General features: G+C 48.6%; 10 protein-coding genes and 1 pseudogene. 4 read left to right on the forward strand and 7 right to left on the reverse strand.

Annotation, left to right across the window (positions count from 1 at the left end):
- Window positions 1–33: 33 nt before the first annotated feature.
- Window positions 34–831, reverse strand: coding sequence for an MBL fold metallo-hydrolase (locus LVQ76_RS07525; protein WP_232921429.1), 798 nt, complete (start codon window positions 829–831; stop codon window positions 34–36).
- Between the two features lie 223 nt (window positions 832–1,054).
- Between LVQ76_RS07525 and LVQ76_RS07530 the strand changes: the two genes are divergently transcribed.
- Window positions 1,055–2,521 (forward strand): aldehyde dehydrogenase, encoded by a 1,467-nt coding sequence (locus LVQ76_RS07530; RefSeq protein ID WP_232903598.1) that lies wholly within the window; start codon window positions 1,055–1,057, stop codon window positions 2,519–2,521.
- Window positions 2,522–2,552: 31 nt separating this feature from the next.
- On the opposite strand, the pseudogene LVQ76_RS07535 reads toward LVQ76_RS07530, so the two are convergent.
- Window positions 2,553–2,702 (reverse strand): annotated as a pseudogene (locus LVQ76_RS07535) (helix-turn-helix domain-containing protein); the annotation flags it as partial.
- Between the two features lie 33 nt (window positions 2,703–2,735).
- Window positions 2,736–3,992: a putative acyl-CoA thioester hydrolase gene (locus LVQ76_RS07540; RefSeq protein WP_232921328.1), complete on the reverse strand. Its 1,257-nt coding sequence runs from the start codon at window positions 3,990–3,992 to the stop codon at window positions 2,736–2,738.
- A 395-nt stretch (window positions 3,993–4,387) separates the two neighbouring features.
- On the opposite strand from LVQ76_RS07540, the gene LVQ76_RS07545 reads away from it, so the two are divergent.
- Entirely contained in the window at window positions 4,388–6,118 is a 1,731-nt protein-coding gene (locus LVQ76_RS07545; RefSeq protein WP_232921329.1) for an ABC-F family ATP-binding cassette domain-containing protein, read from the forward strand.
- A gap of 225 nt (window positions 6,119–6,343) precedes the next feature.
- Here the strand turns inward: LVQ76_RS07545 and LVQ76_RS07550 are convergent, their stop codons facing one another.
- Complete coding sequence (locus LVQ76_RS07550; RefSeq protein ID WP_232865854.1) at window positions 6,344–8,035, reverse strand: methyl-accepting chemotaxis protein; 1,692 nt, start codon at window positions 8,033–8,035, stop codon at window positions 6,344–6,346.
- Window positions 8,036–8,282: 247 nt separating this feature from the next.
- On the opposite strand from LVQ76_RS07550, the gene LVQ76_RS07555 reads away from it, so the two are divergent.
- On the forward strand, window positions 8,283–10,580 hold the full coding sequence (locus LVQ76_RS07555; RefSeq protein ID WP_232921330.1) for an FdhF/YdeP family oxidoreductase: 2,298 nt from the start codon (window positions 8,283–8,285) through the stop codon (window positions 10,578–10,580).
- Between the two features lie 307 nt (window positions 10,581–10,887).
- Entirely contained in the window at window positions 10,888–13,278 is a 2,391-nt protein-coding gene (locus tag LVQ76_RS07560; protein ID WP_232921331.1) for a glucose/quinate/shikimate family membrane-bound PQQ-dependent dehydrogenase, read from the forward strand.
- 119 nt (window positions 13,279–13,397) lie between these two features.
- On the opposite strand, the gene LVQ76_RS07565 is transcribed toward LVQ76_RS07560, so the two are convergent.
- The 3 genes from LVQ76_RS07565 to LVQ76_RS07575 all read right to left on the reverse strand — a co-directional run bounded on the left by LVQ76_RS07565 (window position 13,398) and on the right by LVQ76_RS07575 (window position 16,736).
- Window positions 13,398–13,748 (reverse strand): hypothetical protein, encoded by a 351-nt coding sequence (locus tag LVQ76_RS07565; RefSeq protein ID WP_232865857.1) that lies wholly within the window; start codon window positions 13,746–13,748, stop codon window positions 13,398–13,400.
- A 247-nt stretch (window positions 13,749–13,995) separates the two neighbouring features.
- The gene (locus tag LVQ76_RS07570) at window positions 13,996–15,651 is read right to left on the reverse strand and encodes an SNIPE associated domain-containing protein (protein ID WP_232921332.1); all 1,656 of its coding nucleotides are present in this window, start codon (window positions 15,649–15,651) and stop codon (window positions 13,996–13,998) included.
- Between the two features lie 320 nt (window positions 15,652–15,971).
- Window positions 15,972–16,736, reverse strand: a complete 765-nt coding sequence (locus LVQ76_RS07575) for an SDR family oxidoreductase (protein ID WP_232903606.1) — start codon at window positions 16,734–16,736, stop codon at window positions 15,972–15,974.
- Window position 16,737 lies beyond the last annotated feature (1 nt).

The following is a 16,737-nucleotide window of genomic DNA, read 5'->3' on the forward strand; positions in this document are numbered from 1 at the left end:
TATCCCCCTGCAAAAGAGTTTGTTACCACGCGATCACAAAACAAAAGTATCGCCTGTTGCAGGAGCGATCACATCCGGCAACCACAACCGTCCCCATGCCCCGGTACAATGGCAACCCATTACTTTCTGAATTTTTTGCTGGTGTAAAAAACGTCTGATTCGCAGTAATTCTGGCGGCAACGCGCTGCGCAGATGGAAACCGCCAATCAATGCATAGATCTGCTTAATCCCCGTGATATTTTGGCAATGGCGCACAATATTTATAATTCCCCGATGCCCACAGCCAGTAATAATCACTAGCCCATGGTCGGATTTATAAATAAGCACACCTTCATCTATAACGTAATCCATAGCAGCGCTGTTACCACTTATAATTCCGTATGCCCTGGGTTCATCCACGTTGATTTCCCCCGACCACAAAAAACGCTGGCTGATAGGCACAGGTGTGCGGCTGTACTCCATTTGATGGCGAGAATAATCAATGTCTAACGAGAGCTTTTTTATTTTTCTGCTAAAACCCGCCAGTTTTAGTGCTGCAAAGCGTTCATTGGCTATCTGAGGATGGCAGATAATACGGCTGTTATTGGGCAACCAGGGTACACCACCACAATGGTCATAATGGCCGTGTGAAAGTACCGTTGCAGTAAGAGCTGTGAGATCAACGCCCATCAAGGCCGCATTATGCAGAAAACTATTATCAGGGCCGGTATCGAACAAAACCGAGGTTGTTTCATCCTTAATCAACAGGCTAAGCCCGGCTTTAGCAAGCAACGATTTCTCTGCCCCGGCAGCCCGCCTATTTTCCAGTAATACCTTGATAGTTAATGGCATGTTTGCCCCTTCCTGAGAAAAATCCATCATCGCCCAGTATAGGGAGTTATGTCGAATGGCGCACTGACAAGCTGCTCAGAAATCGAAGGAGTGCCCCATTCCGAAGGGATTGAGAGTTGAGCTGATTCCTTTCCCCGTAAGCACATTAAATTGCTGGGAAAAGCATTTAATCCTCACTACACTCGATGACACCTTAACATTTAAATAACAAAAGAGGTGTCACATGCCAGGAACATCCCCTGTCTCTATTTCGATGCTTATTAATGGACTGCCCGTTGATGCACAAAACCAGGCAACTTTTGAACGCCGCAATCCGCTAGATGAGCACGTCGCGACAATCGCACCTGCTGCCACCGTCAATGACGCTCGTGCAGCCGTTGAAGCTGCAAGCCTGGCATTTGTCGCCTGGTCACAAACTCCGCCAAACCAGCGCCGGGCTTTGCTTTTAAAAGCCGCTGATGCGCTGGAAGCCAAACAAGCCGCATTTGTCGCCGCGATGGCGGCCGAAACAGGTGCTACCGCTCAGTGGGCTGAATTCAATGTGCATTTAGGTGCCGGGATTCTGCGTGAAGCCGCAGCCCTCACCACACAAATTAATGGTGAGGTTATTCCATCAGATGTGCCAGGAAATCTGGCAATGGCAATCCGCCAACCTGCGGGTGTCGTGCTGGGAATGGCACCGTGGAATGCCCCAGTGATTCTCGGCGTGCGGGCTATCGCCACACCTCTGGCCTGCGGTAACTGCGTAGTACTGAAGGGTTCCGAAATCTCCCCCGCAACACATGGTTTGATTATTGATGCACTCAATGAAGCCGGATTCCCGGCGGGTGTGGTCAATTTTGTCACCAATGCGCCACAAGATGCGGGAACCGTTGTGGAGGCGATGATTGCTCATCCCGCAGTGCGCCGGGTGAACTTCACCGGTTCAACGCACGTCGGGAGAATTATTGCGCAAACTTGTGCTCGCTATCTCAAGCCCGTGGTTTTAGAGCTGGGCGGCAAAGCACCGTTGTTGGTTCTGCATGATGCTGATATTGATTTGGCGGTGAACTGCGCGGCGTTCGGAGCCTTCGCCAATTCAGGGCAAATCTGCATGTCAACCGAGCGCATTATCGTTGACGAACGGGTAGCCGATGAGTTTGTAGCAAAATTTGCAGCTAAAGCCGCCAGTTTACCCTGCGGTGACCCGCGCCTCGGCCCAACTGTTCTGGGCTCGGTTGTCGATGTGCAGACGGTTTCCCGCTGCAATGATTTGATTGATGATGCGCTGGCAAAAGGTGCAAAACTGGTAGCCGGTGGCAAAGCGGACTCAACCCTCATGCCTGCTACAGTGCTGGATTTTGTCACTAATGAAATGCGCATTTACCACGAAGAGTCCTTCGGGCCGGTAAAAGGGATTATTCGTGCGAAAAGTGATGACGAAGCGCTGGCTATCGCCAATGACAACGATCTTGGCCTGTCTGCTGCGGTTTTCAGTCGCGATACCGCTCGCGCATGGAATATTGCCAGCCGCATTCAAAGTGGAATCTGCCACATCAATAGCCCAACGGTACACGATGAAGCGCAGATGCCATTTGGCGGTGTGAAAGACTCAGGTTACGGACGTTTTGGTGGGCAGGCAGGCGTACGTGAGTTTACCGAACTGCGCTGGATAACGATGCAAACACAGCCGCGACCGTTACCATTCTGATGCGGTAAGAAACGTACGTTAACCTATTCTGGCGTACGTTTTTCGGCAAACAGCCGTAATGCTGCTGAAATCGGGCTGTAAATCGTGAACTTGAAAGATACCCGCTGCGTGAGGCAATTTCGCCAATCGGCAGCGCGGTGGTTTGCAACTGAGACAGCGCATACGACATGCGCACCTCTTTGTGCCCTTATGATTTCATTTTGTGCCGAAACGCTCAGTGATTATTAAATTCCCACAAGCGGTTGAAATTTACATCATTCAAATTTCTGTCGGCGGCATTATTACCGTTAAATGGCCGTGCGGTCGTGGCAGCACTTCCCCACGGCGACAGAGAATCATAACCACTATCAATCGTTGAGTTCATCACCACCACCTGGCTATTCGAGGTTTTACCCGGCAAATAACCGGTCGTTTTTGCGCCTTGATCCCAGGCCCGTCCAAGTTTTGCAAAGTAGCCGTTTTTGAAACCGCCATCGCTGGTAAAGCGGCTGTTTTTCACCAGGAACCCGTAAGGGTTATCCGGCAGCGTGTTAGGTGCCAACACAAAGGCTTCCTGCGACTGTCGCGATGAGACAGTATGGAAATGCACGTTATCAAACACTGCATTCGCGCGACCAAACACGTAATCCACATCGCCTTCAATGTAGCTGTCTTTGATGAATACGCGGCTGACTCTGTCTGTTACGTAGCGGTTTTTCTCATCGCTGGTATTAACAAAAAAAGTATCCTGGCGGCCAATCAAACGCACATTTTCAATCTGCACTTTGTCGCCATCGGTTCGCAGGGCCACGCCCTGATGCGCGTTACCATCCACGGTGTCGAGCAGGGAATTAACCACCGTCAGATTGGCAAGCTGGAAACCATGATTTTGCGACCAGAGAACGGCTGCACACGTGGTGGCGACCACCGGCGTGGTTTTGTTAGCACAGGTTTGGTACATCTCCCAGGCCGGATCACCCGGTTGATATTGCCCGCTCGGGTTGACGGTTTTGCGCCAGACTGCCGGTGAAATCATTGAGTCGAGCGCCAGTTGAATCGTCACCTGCTGCGGGTTTTCACCTGCGCCAAACAGCGTGACTGGCGGTGCATTCATCGGAATGTAAACCGTGCCTTCATAGACGCCTGGCAGGATTTTTATCACAACGCGCTGGTTCGATTTCGCAGCCTTTAATGCGGCATTCACCGCCTGCTGCACTTTTTGGTACGGCGCGTCTTTGCCGACAACCCATGGCGTATCAATATCTTTTAAATTCAATTCCTCCGGTTGCCACGGCTCATTTTTCGCCATCGCAATTATTCCGCCACGGGCGAAGACGTTTTGCTCCGTAAAATGAGCCGCCTCGCTCTGGCTAAGAACCGGGCGAGTGCTGCTCCCTGGTGCCTTGTGAGAGGTGAGGTTTGGTGAACTGCATCCTTGCAGTACCAGAGGGATACAAAGCACAGCTAAAGCAGAGTAGCGAGGTAATGACATACGTTAAGCCCCTGTCTTTTATTAATGTTTTATTTGAAAAACCAAAGGCCAATTTAAATAAAACATCATTTTAAAAACATGAGGAGCGCGGCATTTTCGCAATTGCTCCCAGGGAAATATCGGTAGCTGGTATTTATTTCTGTTTTCTGCCAGGATTTGTTTATTCATCAACCAACTGAATATATAAGGAGGAACCCATGCTGCTGTTTCGTGAAATTTTGTTTATTTCACATACCTTTGGTGATCGTCATAGCTCAAGCGTTATCGATATCGCACTGCGATAATCCGGCTTGAGCGAAGCAACCAACTGCAATCCCTTCCCTCGGGCTTACCGGGTTATCGTCAGCCATATTTGACGAGGCGTTTTCGCGCCTGTAACTCTTGAGTAAGCAACAATGAGCACATTATTAACCGCACAATCCCTTAGTCTTGATACCGCTTTCGGCCCGCTGCTGGCTGATATCACCTTTACGCTTAAAAAAGGCGATCGCCTGGGCTTAATCGGCCACAACGGCTGTGGTAAAAGCACCCTTCTTAAATTGCTTGATGGCACAATCGAACCCAATAGTGGCAGCGTGACGCGCGCACATCACTGCTTATTGGCGCGTGTCGAACAGCATTTACCTGAAGATTTACATTCACTCACCTTACTTGAAGCCGTGATAGCGAGACTGAGTGAAGCACAACAACATACCGATGGCTGGCGAGCTCAGGCGCTCTTAGCCGGCATGGGTTTTGATGAAAGTGCATGGCAACTCACCGCCGGAACACTAAGCGGCGGGCAACACACACGTTTATTATTGGCACGTGCGTTGATCGCCAAGCCGGATCTCTTGCTGCTTGATGAACCAAGCAACCACCTCGATTTGCCCACACTACTGTGGCTGGAGCAGTTCTTACGTAGCTGGAACGGCAGCTTTGTGCTGGTTTCTCACGATCAACATCTGTTGGATAACGTCACCAACGGAACATGGATCCTGCGTGACCACGGACTCAGTTTCTTCCAGCTACCCTGCTCTGCGGCCCGCGCAGCGCTTGAAGAGCGTGACCGTACCGATGCACACCGCCATCAGGCCGAGCAAAAGGAAATTGACCGCATAGCGGCCAGTGCGAAACGTCTGGCAATTTGGGGCAAAGTCTATGACAACGAAGACCTCGCCCGTAAAGCTAAGCAAATGGAAAAACGCATCGACAAACTTAAGGACAGCCAAACCGAGCTAAGTGCTGCGAACCTGTGGCAACTGATACTCAAAGGCGAGGCATTACCCGCTAACCGCCTGCTGGAAATGGAAAACCTGTCGGTAAGTCCGGCACCGGATTGTCCTCCACTGTTTAACCTGACTATGCAGCGCCTGAAAAGTGGTGATCGGGTGGCAATAATCGGCAAGAACGGTTGCGGAAAATCATCTTTATTACGCCTGCTGTGGCAGCATTATCAGCAGTCGCAAGATGAGTCCTCAATCCGCCTGCATCCACGCGTAGAGATGGGTTATTACGACCAGACACTTCATCAGTTACGTGACGGTGACACCTTGCTCGAAGCACTCGAACCTTTTGCGCCGTTATCTGAGCGCGATCGCAAAATGGCGTTGATCAGCGCCGGTTTTGCCTGGTTACGCCATGGGCAAACGGTCAGCACTTTGAGCGGTGGCGAACGATCCCGATTGCTGTTTGTTGGGCTGACTCTAGCGCGTTATTCGCTGTTACTGCTTGATGAGCCAACCAACCACCTGGATATGGAAGGCAAAGAGGCGCTGGCAGAAACGCTGCAAAGTTTTGAAGGTGGCGTGTTGCTGGTCACACACGACAGGACATTAATCGCCAAAAGCTGTAACCGCTTCTGGTTGATTGATAATGGCGAATTGAGCGAGTGGCACTCACTTGAGGGGCTATATGCGCAGCTGACAAATGACAATGTCGATATCGTGACAACGTCACAGAAAGACGAGTCATCACCGGCAGTTCAGGTTCATTCGGAAACTGAAAGCTGGTTGGAGCGCCTGGTTGAGCTGGAGGAGAAGCTTGCGCAGGATTTAGCACGCAAGCAAAGCCACCAGAAACCAGCGCTTCAGCAGCAATGGCGGATGGAGATTGCCGCGCTTAATCTGCGGCTGGAACTCGAGTAAACGTTAGCGTCGGATGTCGCGGAGCTAATCCGGCCTACGAGGTAACACCATTCATTTAAGCTAATGAATTAGGGGAAACGCCGGGATTTGGTTCCCGGAGGGACGCCAAACCCGGTGGTCGCCCCGGATATCTCATTCTTAAACTAACGGTGTAACCTACGAGGGGCATTTTCTGGGAGTTTATAGGGTGGATTAGCGCAAGCGACATCCACCGATTCACATCATCTAAAATGTTGCCCAGTTATCGTCTTCGTCTATAACTGTTTTAGCGGCCTTAGCGGTGGTTTTCGGCTTTTCAGGCTGAGTTTTTACAACGTTGGGCTGATGGCTTAAACGAAATGTTCCTACGGCGGTGGTCAGTCGCGCCGCCTGCTCCTCAAGAGAATTCGCCGCAGCGGTGGCTTCTTCAACCAGTGCTGCATTCTGTTGTGTCACGTTATCCATCTCGTTTATCGCGATCCCGACCTGCTCAATACCACGGCTTTGCTCATCCGATGCCGCCGCAATTTCTTGCATGATATTGGTGACACGTCGCACCGCGCCGACAATATCCGTCATCGTTTCGCCTGCATGAGCGACCTGGCTTGAGCCACTATCAATGAGCGATACTGATTCACTGATAAGCCCCTCAATTTCTTTGGCAGCTTGTGCACTGCGCTGTGCCAGAGTGCGTACTTCAGTCGCTACCACAGCAAACCCGCGCCCTTGTTCACCGGCTCGCGCCGCTTCAACCGCCGCATTCAGTGCCAGAATATTGGTCTGGAAAGCAATGCTATTGATGACCGCAGTTATCTCGGAAATTTTCTTCGAACTGGTAGAGATATTGGTCATGGTTTTCACAACACTTGAGACAATGCGCCCACCGTCACCGGCTTTGTGGGAGGCTTCTTCGGCAAGCCTGGTCGCGTGATGGGCGTTATCTGCGTTCTGTTTCACCGTGGCCGTTAACTGCTCCATACTGGCCGCCGTTTCTTCAAGTGCCGCCACTTGCTGTTCAGTACGCGCCGACAAATCGGTGTTCCCGGCAGAGATCTCGCTGGTGCCCTGATAAATCGCCTCGGCCCCCATGCGCACTTCGCCAACCGTATTCACCAATGAAACCTGCATATCCTGCAAGTTCTGATTCAGTTTGCCGATTTCACTGTTACCGAACGATTGCAATGGCTGGGTTAAATCGCCTTTGGAGATTAGTTCAATACGCGTTGCAGCCTGTTGCAGAGGTTGAATAACCACGCGGCGTAACACGACAAAGGTAAATATCGTCAGGAGCAGCGCGATTGCGAATGCGCATGCCATGACCATCACACTTAAATGTGAGCGGGCCTGGGCTTGCTCATGAAGTGCAACTGCGCGCTCGGTACGGATCTGCGCCGCTTGCTCTAACACCTTGTTGTAGTCGGCATCCAGCTTGCGGGCTTCTTCATTTTCATGATTGATGATGGCCTCAAACATGCCGTTTTTGGCATATTTCATCATCGGCGCCATACCTTTATTCAAATATTCATCAAAGCGTGTGCGCAACTGGCTATCCAGCGCTTCACCCGCCTCAACTTTATCGGCACGAGCCATATAAATATCGAAGCTGGCCTGCGCTTGTTTAATCAGCTTTTCTGCCTCAGCGATATTAAATTTCATATCATCCATGTCGGCCACACGCCCTGCGGCCCCTGCATGGATGATATTCAGTCGCGCACTACGCAAATTAGTCGAGCTTTCCGAAAGCCCAATCCGTACCTGGATTTCGTTGGTCACGTCTTGCAGCGCTTTGTCGCTCTGGATCAAAAAATAGCTCGCAAGCCCTACACATAAAGCGAACAGCACTAAAATCCCAACCAGAATTGATGTAAACAGCGGCACTAATCGGATGTTGTGCCAGAAACGAACAGCCCCTTGTGGGGAGATTTTTGTAGTTGCCATGTCCTTGGTTTCTCTTTTTGTAAAAAGGTGTTTCTGTAAAAGAGTCATCGGCCATGAGAAACAAAAGATTGAACAAAAAGTTGTCGTTTTGTGGAGGGGTTAACAAATCATCGATGAATAGTTATACAGATCACAGTTTAGCCCTGAAATTAGTAAGGCTTACATTCAGGTTAAACCGGAGTAAACTGACTGTAACAGTAAATGGCGTAACCGCGTGCGGTCGCTCAAAGGACAACAATTAAGCGTTATGAAATTTAAATCTGCAATCAAACCCTATCGCGCTGCAGCCGGTGGCTGGGGCTCTCTTGAAGCAACTACCCGCTTTGTTATCGACAGTAAACATGCCATAAAAAACCTGCGCAACTTGATGCGCATGAACAAAGCCAAAGGGTTTGACTGCCCAGGTTGTGCATGGGGCGATGACAACAAAAGTACTTTTAGCTTCTGCGAAAATGGCGCGAAAGCAGTGACATGGGAAGCAACTCGCCGTTTTATCGATAACGAGTTTTTTGCTAAACACAGTGTCAGTAATCTGTATCAGCAGAGCGATTATTTCCTTGAATATCAAGGACGCCTTACTGAGCCGTTGCGTTACAACCCGCAGACTGACCATTACGAAGCCATTAGCTGGGATGACGCACTGGCGCTTATCGGTCAGCATATTAAGGCATTGGATAATCCCGACCAGATGGAACTGTACACCTCAGGACGCGCCAGTAACGAAGCGTCTTATCTGTACCAATTATTCGGTCGCATGATGGGAACCAATAATTTCCCGGACTGCTCGAATATGTGCCATGAAGCCAGCGGCAGCGGGCTTAAACGCAGTATCGGCGTCGGTAAAGGCACCATTCATTTAGATGATTTTGATAAGGCCAACGCCATTTTTGTGTTTGGCCAAAACCCCGGTACTAACCACCCGCGTATGTTGCATAGCTTGCGTCACGCAGCTGAGAACGGCGCACAAATTGTGACCTTCAATACCCTGCGTGAACGCGGTCTTGAGCGTTTTGCCGATCCGCAAAAGCCGTTAGAAGTGGTGACACCACTGGCCGGTAAAATCAGTAGCTACTATTACCAGCCGAATCTGGGCGGTGATATGGCCGCGATTCGCGGCATGGCAAAAGCGCTACTGGAAACCCATCGTCAGAAACTTGAGAACGGTGGCACTGGTATTTTCGATGAAACCTTTATTGCTGAGCACACTCATGACGTGGAAGCATGGTTTGCTGAAATCGACAACACATCCTGGGAGCACATTACCCAGCAATCTGGATTGAGCGAGCAGCAACTGCGCGATGCCGCGACTATCTGGCAGCAGGCCGAACGTGTGATTTGCACATGGGCAATGGGCATTACCCAGCACAAACACTCCCTGAACACCGTACGTGAAATCGTTAACCTGCAACTTCTGGGTGGCCATCTCGGAAAACCTGGTGCGGGCCTGTGCCCAGTGCGCGGTCACAGTAATGTACAAGGCAACCGCACGATGGGCATTGATGAAAAACCATCGGCTGCATTACTCGATAGCCTTGCAACTCATTTCGGTTTTGAGCCTCCGCGCGCGCAAGGCCATAACACCGTTGAAGCTATTGCGGCAATGCTACGTGATGAGGTCAAAGTCCTGATTACTCTTGGTGGCAATCTTGCGGCAGCCGCACCAGATAGCCCTCGCACCGAGGAAGCTCTGCAACGTTGCGGCCTGACGGTTCATATCAGCACCAAACTTAACCGCAGCCATGTCGTACCCGGCAAAGAGTCACTGATTTTGCCAACGCTTGGGCGTACTGAAGAAGATATGCAGGCCAGTGGGCGGCAGTTCATCACCGTTGAAGACTCATTCAGCATGGTGCACGCATCTGAAGGTATCGGGAAACCGATTGCTGTAACGCAGCGTTCAGAAACCGCCATTGTTTGTGGGATTGCTAACACCGTTCTGGGGCAAGAAAAGCTCGACTGGCTGGCATTGTCAGGGGATTACAATCTGATTCGCGACCATATTGCGGCCACCCTTCCAGGCTTTAAAGATTTTAACCAGCAGTGTGAAAAACCAGGTGGTTTCTACCTTGGTAACGCGGCGGCCGAATTACGTTTTAATACCCCAACGGGGAAAGCGGAATTCAGTGCAGCCCCTCTTCCGAAATCATTATTTGGTGATTTAAAAGCCCCGTTTGCGCTGCAAACCTTACGATCGCACGATCAATACAACACCACAATTTATGGGTTGGACGACCGTTACCGTGGTGTTTACGGACAGCGTGAAGTGTTATTTATTAACCCGGAAGATCTTGCGGCACTTGAGTTGCACGAGGGTGATCTGGTAGATATCGAAACGATATGGAACGATGGCATCACACGCAAAGTCAGCGGTTTTAAAATCGTGCCTTACAACATCCCGCGCGGCAATCTGGCAGCCTATTACCCTGAAACGAACCCATTGGTTCCTCTGAGCAGCGTCGGCGACGGCACCGGGACGCCAACATCGAAATCAGTACCGGTTAAAATTTGCCGTACTGCTCCCGTTGAAACCCTGCGTATAGCTTAAACAAGCAGTTCCTCTCTGTATTTGTCGGGTAGCCCACGTTACCCGACCTCCCAACCCATCCCGCTACCAATTCGCAATAAATGCGAGATTTCTCATTAACAACTTTGCAATATCATAACGGAAGATTATGATACCCCAACATTAACCATTTGGTTCGTTATGCGTAATTCACTTTCGAGATAACGCTAAATACAGTCACCACATGCGTTTTTGTTTACACCAAAAGGTACAAATCAGGCGATCTCCTGCAACAAGGAGACGTTGTTGCATATGAAGCTGAAGGAACACGCTTCAACAGGAGAATGTTATGGCAAATCTTACTCCCCCGCGCGGCCTGGCACTTGGGCTGCTGTGGGTTCTTGGCGGGCTAATGGCACTTATTGGCCTCGCGATCGGTATTGGTGGGGCTTATTTAGTTGCCCTGGGCGGCAGTTGGTATTTCTTGCTGATGGGCATTGTGATGCTCATTTCTGCCATTTTGATTATCAAGAAGAAAATCGCCGGGCTGGTGCTCTATGGCCTGGCATTCGTCTGCTCAATATTTTGGGCAATTAGCGATGCCGGTTGGGACTTCTGGCCGCTGTTCTCGCGCCTGTTTACCTTTGCGGTGCTCGCCTTCCTTGCTGCCATTGCATGGCCCATTTTACGCACTGCCCAAAGCACGGTTCCGGTAAAAAAAGGGCCGGCATATGGTATTGCGGCTTTGCTCGCAGTTTGTATGTTGGTAAGCGCAGGCTGGATGTTTGTGCCGCAGGTGCAAGTTGCCGCCAATGAAGACGTCCCGGTAAAACCCGTCGCACCTGATGAAGTACAAAAAGACTGGAAGCACTGGGGCAATACCACCCACGGCGACCGTTTTGCCGCCCTTGATCAAATCAACAAGGGTAATGTCTCGGAGTTGCAAGTAGCCTGGACCGCGCATACGGGTGATATTCCCCAAAGCAACGGTTCGGGCGCAGAAGACCAGAACACCCCATTACAGGTTGGAGACACACTTTTTGTCTGCACACCGTACAGCAAGGTGCTGGCGTTGGATGTCGACTCCGGTAAAGAAAAATGGCGCTATGACAGTAAAGCTACAGCACCGAACTGGCAGCGCTGCCGTGGTTTAGGTTATTTCGAAGAAACGACTCAACAAGCTGCCGCTACTCTTGCCGAACCAGCGCAGCCCGCTGCATGCCCTCGCCGTCTTTTCCTGCCTACTACCGATGCGCGCTTAATTGCGATCAACGCTGATAACGGTAAGTTGTGCGAAGACTTTGGCGACCACGGTACGGTCGACCTGAAAGCTGGCATGGGTGAAGTTAAAACGGGCTATTACCAGCAAACCTCTACACCTCTTGTTGCCGGTAACGTGGTGGTAGTTGGTGGCCGTGTGGCAGATAACTTCTCCACCGGTGAGCCTCCGGGTGTGGTACGCGCTTATGACGTTCACACCGGTAAACTGGCATGGGCATGGGATCCGGGTAATCCGGCTATCACAGGGTTGCCACCTGAAGGCCAGACTTATACACGCGGCACACCAAACGTCTGGTCTGCCATGTCTTATGATGCAAAACTCGGTCTGATTTACCTGCCTACTGGTAACGCCACACCTGATTTCTTTGGTGGAACGCGTACTGCACAGGACGATAAATACAGCTCATCTATTGTTGCAGTTGAAGCAACAACGGGCAAAGTGCGCTGGCATTTCCAGACTACGCACCACGATTTGTGGGACTTCGATTTACCATCACAGCCACTGCTTTATGATTTACCCGATGGTAAAGGCAGCACTACGCCAGTGATTGTTCAGACCTCCAAACAGGGCATGATTTTCATGCTCAACCGCGAGACTGGCGAGCCGGTAGCGAAGGTAGAAGAACGCCCTGTGCCACAGGGTAATATCGAAGGTGAGCGTTATTCGAAAACCCAGCCGTATTCGGTCGGGATGCCCATGATTGGCAACGAAACCCTGACTGAATCGGATATGTGGGGTGCGACACCAATCGATCTGCTGATTTGTCGTATCGAGTTCAAAGGCATGCGCCACGAAGGTGTCTACACGCCGCCGGGTCTTGACCGCTCTTTGCAATATCCAGGCTCGCTGGGTGGGATGAATTGGGGCAGCGTTTCTGTTGACCCGAATAACAGCCTGATGTTCGTCAATGATATGCGTCTGGGTCTTGCAAACTACATGGTGCCTCGTGCCAATGTGGCGAAAAACGCCAGCGGTATCGAGATGGGTATCGTTCCAATGGACGGCACACCGTTCGGCGCAATGCGTGAGCGTTTCCTCTCACCACTGGGTATTCCATGCCAGAAACCACCGTTTGGCACGATGTCGGCCGTTGATCTGAAGTCAGGGAAAGTTGTCTGGCAGGTTCCGGTGGGTACGGTACAAGACACCGGGCCACTCGGGATTCGTATGCATTTACCGATTCCAATTGGCATGCCTACGCTTGGTGCATCGCTGTCGACTCAGTCGGGGCTGTTGTTCTTCGCAGGTACGCAGGATTTCTATCTACGCGCGTTTGATACTGCAAACGGCAAGGAAATCTGGAAATCCCGTCTGCCAGTGGGTAGCCAGTCCGGGCCGATGACCTATGTGTCACCGAAGACTGGTAAACAGTATATTGTGATTAACGCAGGCGGCGCACGTCAGTCTCCTGACCGTGGTGATTACATCATTGCTTATGCGTTGCCAGACGCGAAATAAACCAGCAAGAAACGGGTTTTGTGGATTGGATAAGCGGGTGCAATGCATCCGCTTGTTACCCCTCACCCACCTTACATCATCTTTATAGAAAATATGCCCACTAGATGACTATTGATTTCTTATTTTAAGATATCCATTGATTTACGTTTACTTGCTTCTGCTTTTCGGCTGATACGCTCAAGATACCAGGTGGTCACTAAATTGATTTCGAGTAAGGCATATTCTGATGCTAACCAGTCCTTAACATCATTCTTATTATCAAAACCGAACTCTCTAACTTGTGCTCCTTCCTGGAAGGTTTCCTCTTCATCATAATCGCCGTAATATAGATTAATACTTGTACTACCGTAATCCTCAATAAAAAACACTTCACCATCAAGATCCTGCGCTGCGAACAAAGCAGCGTTAAGCGAATGAATTAAATCTTCTAATTTTAATTTTTTTGCTGGTACTTTACTTAAGTCTGGCATAGAAACCCTTTATTTATAAGTGAGAATATTAGTAATTAGTTCTCGAAAGCTTTAACCCCAAATATTGATATAGTTTACTTGAACGTCATATCATTAGGTTTTGGTTTGGAGACTTTAATTTTCCGAGGTGAATTTTGCTTGGCACTCTTAACCTTGTATCTTGCATTCTTTTTGGAAGCTTCTTGAAAGCCTCCAAAACAATAATAAATCACGTATACAAAAACTATGACAGCTAATAAAAAATACATTACAGTGTCTCCGTAAATTCTAGAGCTTTAAGGCCGGATTGTTTAGCTACTGCTATTTTTTCCGAACTTTCTTGCTTACGAAGAGCTATAGTTTCGTAGTAATGCTGAGCGGTTGCTGTTTCAATAAAATCAGCACTATCTCCTGCTAATTTATAAACAGCCTCTTTTACATCCTTAAGCGAAACATTGAAAAACTCTTTACGGCGATTAATAGCATTCACGCGCTTTTTATCAAACATTTGATGTAAAGCCGACTCAAGTGCTGGAGCATCATCACTTTTAATCATCGCATGAACATCAAAGAGGAATGGTACTGATGCCGATCCTAGCTCATCTACACGGTCTTGAGGGTCCAGCCGGCGGGTCATACCAATCTTATAAATTTCTTCACCAAATGAGCCGATATTAGAAATGATGTAGACATGGCCGCGTTTAGTCTGCTGTGCCATGCTTAGTGCTCTTTCACCTTTAAGTTTTGCTTCAGCTAATGCTTCTTCAAGGTCAGTAATTTTACTATTATACTTTTCAGCCTGAGCAGCTGTAGCCGTTGCCAATTTAGCTTCCATTTCTTTTCTGGCTTTATTCAGTGCAGCTGTAGTCCGACGTTCTTCTTCTTCTGCTTCTCTTATTGCTTTTTCTATTTCTATTTGCGCACGTTTTTCTTCAGCAATCTGGGCTCGCAACTCCCTTTGCTCTTCTTTTTCAAGTTGTTTTTTCTCTTTAAACTCATAGGTTAGATTCAATTCCTCAAGTTTTATACTAAGGAATTTTGGCGTAATGTAAATTTGGTTTACTTCATTGAGCTTATTGATTTTTTCAAACGTCTTTTTTATACGGTCTTCAATTAGCGCTATATTCTTAAAGGTACAACTGGAAATCGCAGCATCGCAAGCACCGTTAAAAGCTCTGGCGGTCAAGTCTATACCTCTGGTCGTCATTTTCTGACCTTCACGCTTAGAACCACCAACTGTCCATTCGGTTGGGCAATATATAGCTCCTGAACTTGTTTTATCCTTAAGTAAGGATTTTTGTTTTTCTCTGTTTGCTTTAATTTCTGCAATGAATTTTTCCGAGCAGTCAAAGTCAAAATGAGGATCATAAAATCCCATTTCTTGTAAATCATAACTATCTTGATAAATTGTAATAGCACTCTTTAAATCATCATAAATTATTTTCTTCTCTCTATAGGATTTTTTCAATCCTTCGAGATCATTTTCAGCCGCTATGACTTTATCCGTGATTCTATTTACACTTTGTCGCGATTCATCATTAAGTTTAGCTGCGGCAATTCTGGCATCACTGACAATATTTGCTGCCTGTAAATTCAGGGCATCGATTTTTTTATTACATTCACCTAAATCATCAGCAACTTTTTTATCCGCGTTAATTAATATTTCTTTAACATTGCTAAGTATTATTTCAGCCTCAGCCTCAGCAGAACTGATGATCCTCTTAGCTTCTGTATCTGCAGTAGACACAATTGTAGCTGCTTCTTTCTCAGCATCCAGGATATTTCTAAATCGTGATTCATATCCGGAAAGAATATCCTTCGTTGCTTTTAGAGATTTTGTTTTCTTTAGTAAAAGAAAAATAAAAAAGACAATAACAAAAATAATTATAGATATAGCGGGAAAAAAATATGAATACCGTTCCACAGTTAAACCTTAACATAACAATTGATGTTGAGCGATTGTTAATAAACCCAATAATATTAGGCTGCCATAAACTCACCCATTTGAAATGGTTTCGAATGTAAATAATATATACTTCTGAGCAGGTTAAAATAGTATCACATTCATATCTTGGACTGGAAATAAAAATATAATTATTAACAATCGATGAAGTAATTTTTCAACAACGAGCTTTTTCGCAACGTTTTAAAGAATTTTGCAATCACAACTAAACATTAAAGCCATATCTACTGTTAGCTAATTAATCTGACTCGAGCGGGTAGTTTTTCCCGCCCGACAAACATCTAAACCCCGTTAATTGACGCGCCGCCATCCACCAGTGAAGCGGTACCCGTCACAAACGAAGATTCATCAGACGCGAGCCAAAGTACCGCTCGCGCGATTTCTTCCGGTTTCCCCACGCGTTTGAGCGCATGCAACCCCGTGATGAATGCCTGCGATTCCGCCGTATTATTCATATCGCGATACATATCGGTATCTACCGCGCCCGGTAAAACTGAATTCACGCGAATATTCTGCGGGCCAAATTCCGTTGCTAACGCCTGCGTCAGCCCAATTAACCCGGCTTTGCTGGCGGCATATGAGGCGACTTGTGGGAATGCGAAGGAATAGCCGACGAACGTAGACGTAAAGATCACTGAGCCACCACCGTGTTTGAGCATTTCGGCAATCTGGTGTTTAGCTCCGAGGAAAGATCCAGTTAGGTTGATGGCAACCGCATTGGCAAACCCTTCCGCTGAGACTTCAGTACTCGGGCCGTTTTCACCTAACGTCCCCGCATTGTTGAAGGCGATATCAAGACGCCCCCATGTTTGCACCGCTTTTTCCACCAGCGCTTTAGCGTAGGCTTCTTCGCGCACATCGCCCGTTACGGCGACGGCCTCGCCTCCCGCAGCTATGATTTCATCAACCAGTTGAGCAAGTTCGGCTTCACGTCTGGCACCAACGACCACTTTTGCGCCTTCAGCGGCGAACAGTTTGGCGGTGACATATCCGATGCCAGAACTGGCTCCGGTAACAATGGCAACTTTATCGGCTAATCGTTTCATG

Source organism: Buttiauxella cochleicola (genome assembly GCF_021283185.1).
Classification (GTDB): domain Bacteria; phylum Pseudomonadota; class Gammaproteobacteria; order Enterobacterales; family Enterobacteriaceae; genus Buttiauxella; species Buttiauxella massiliensis.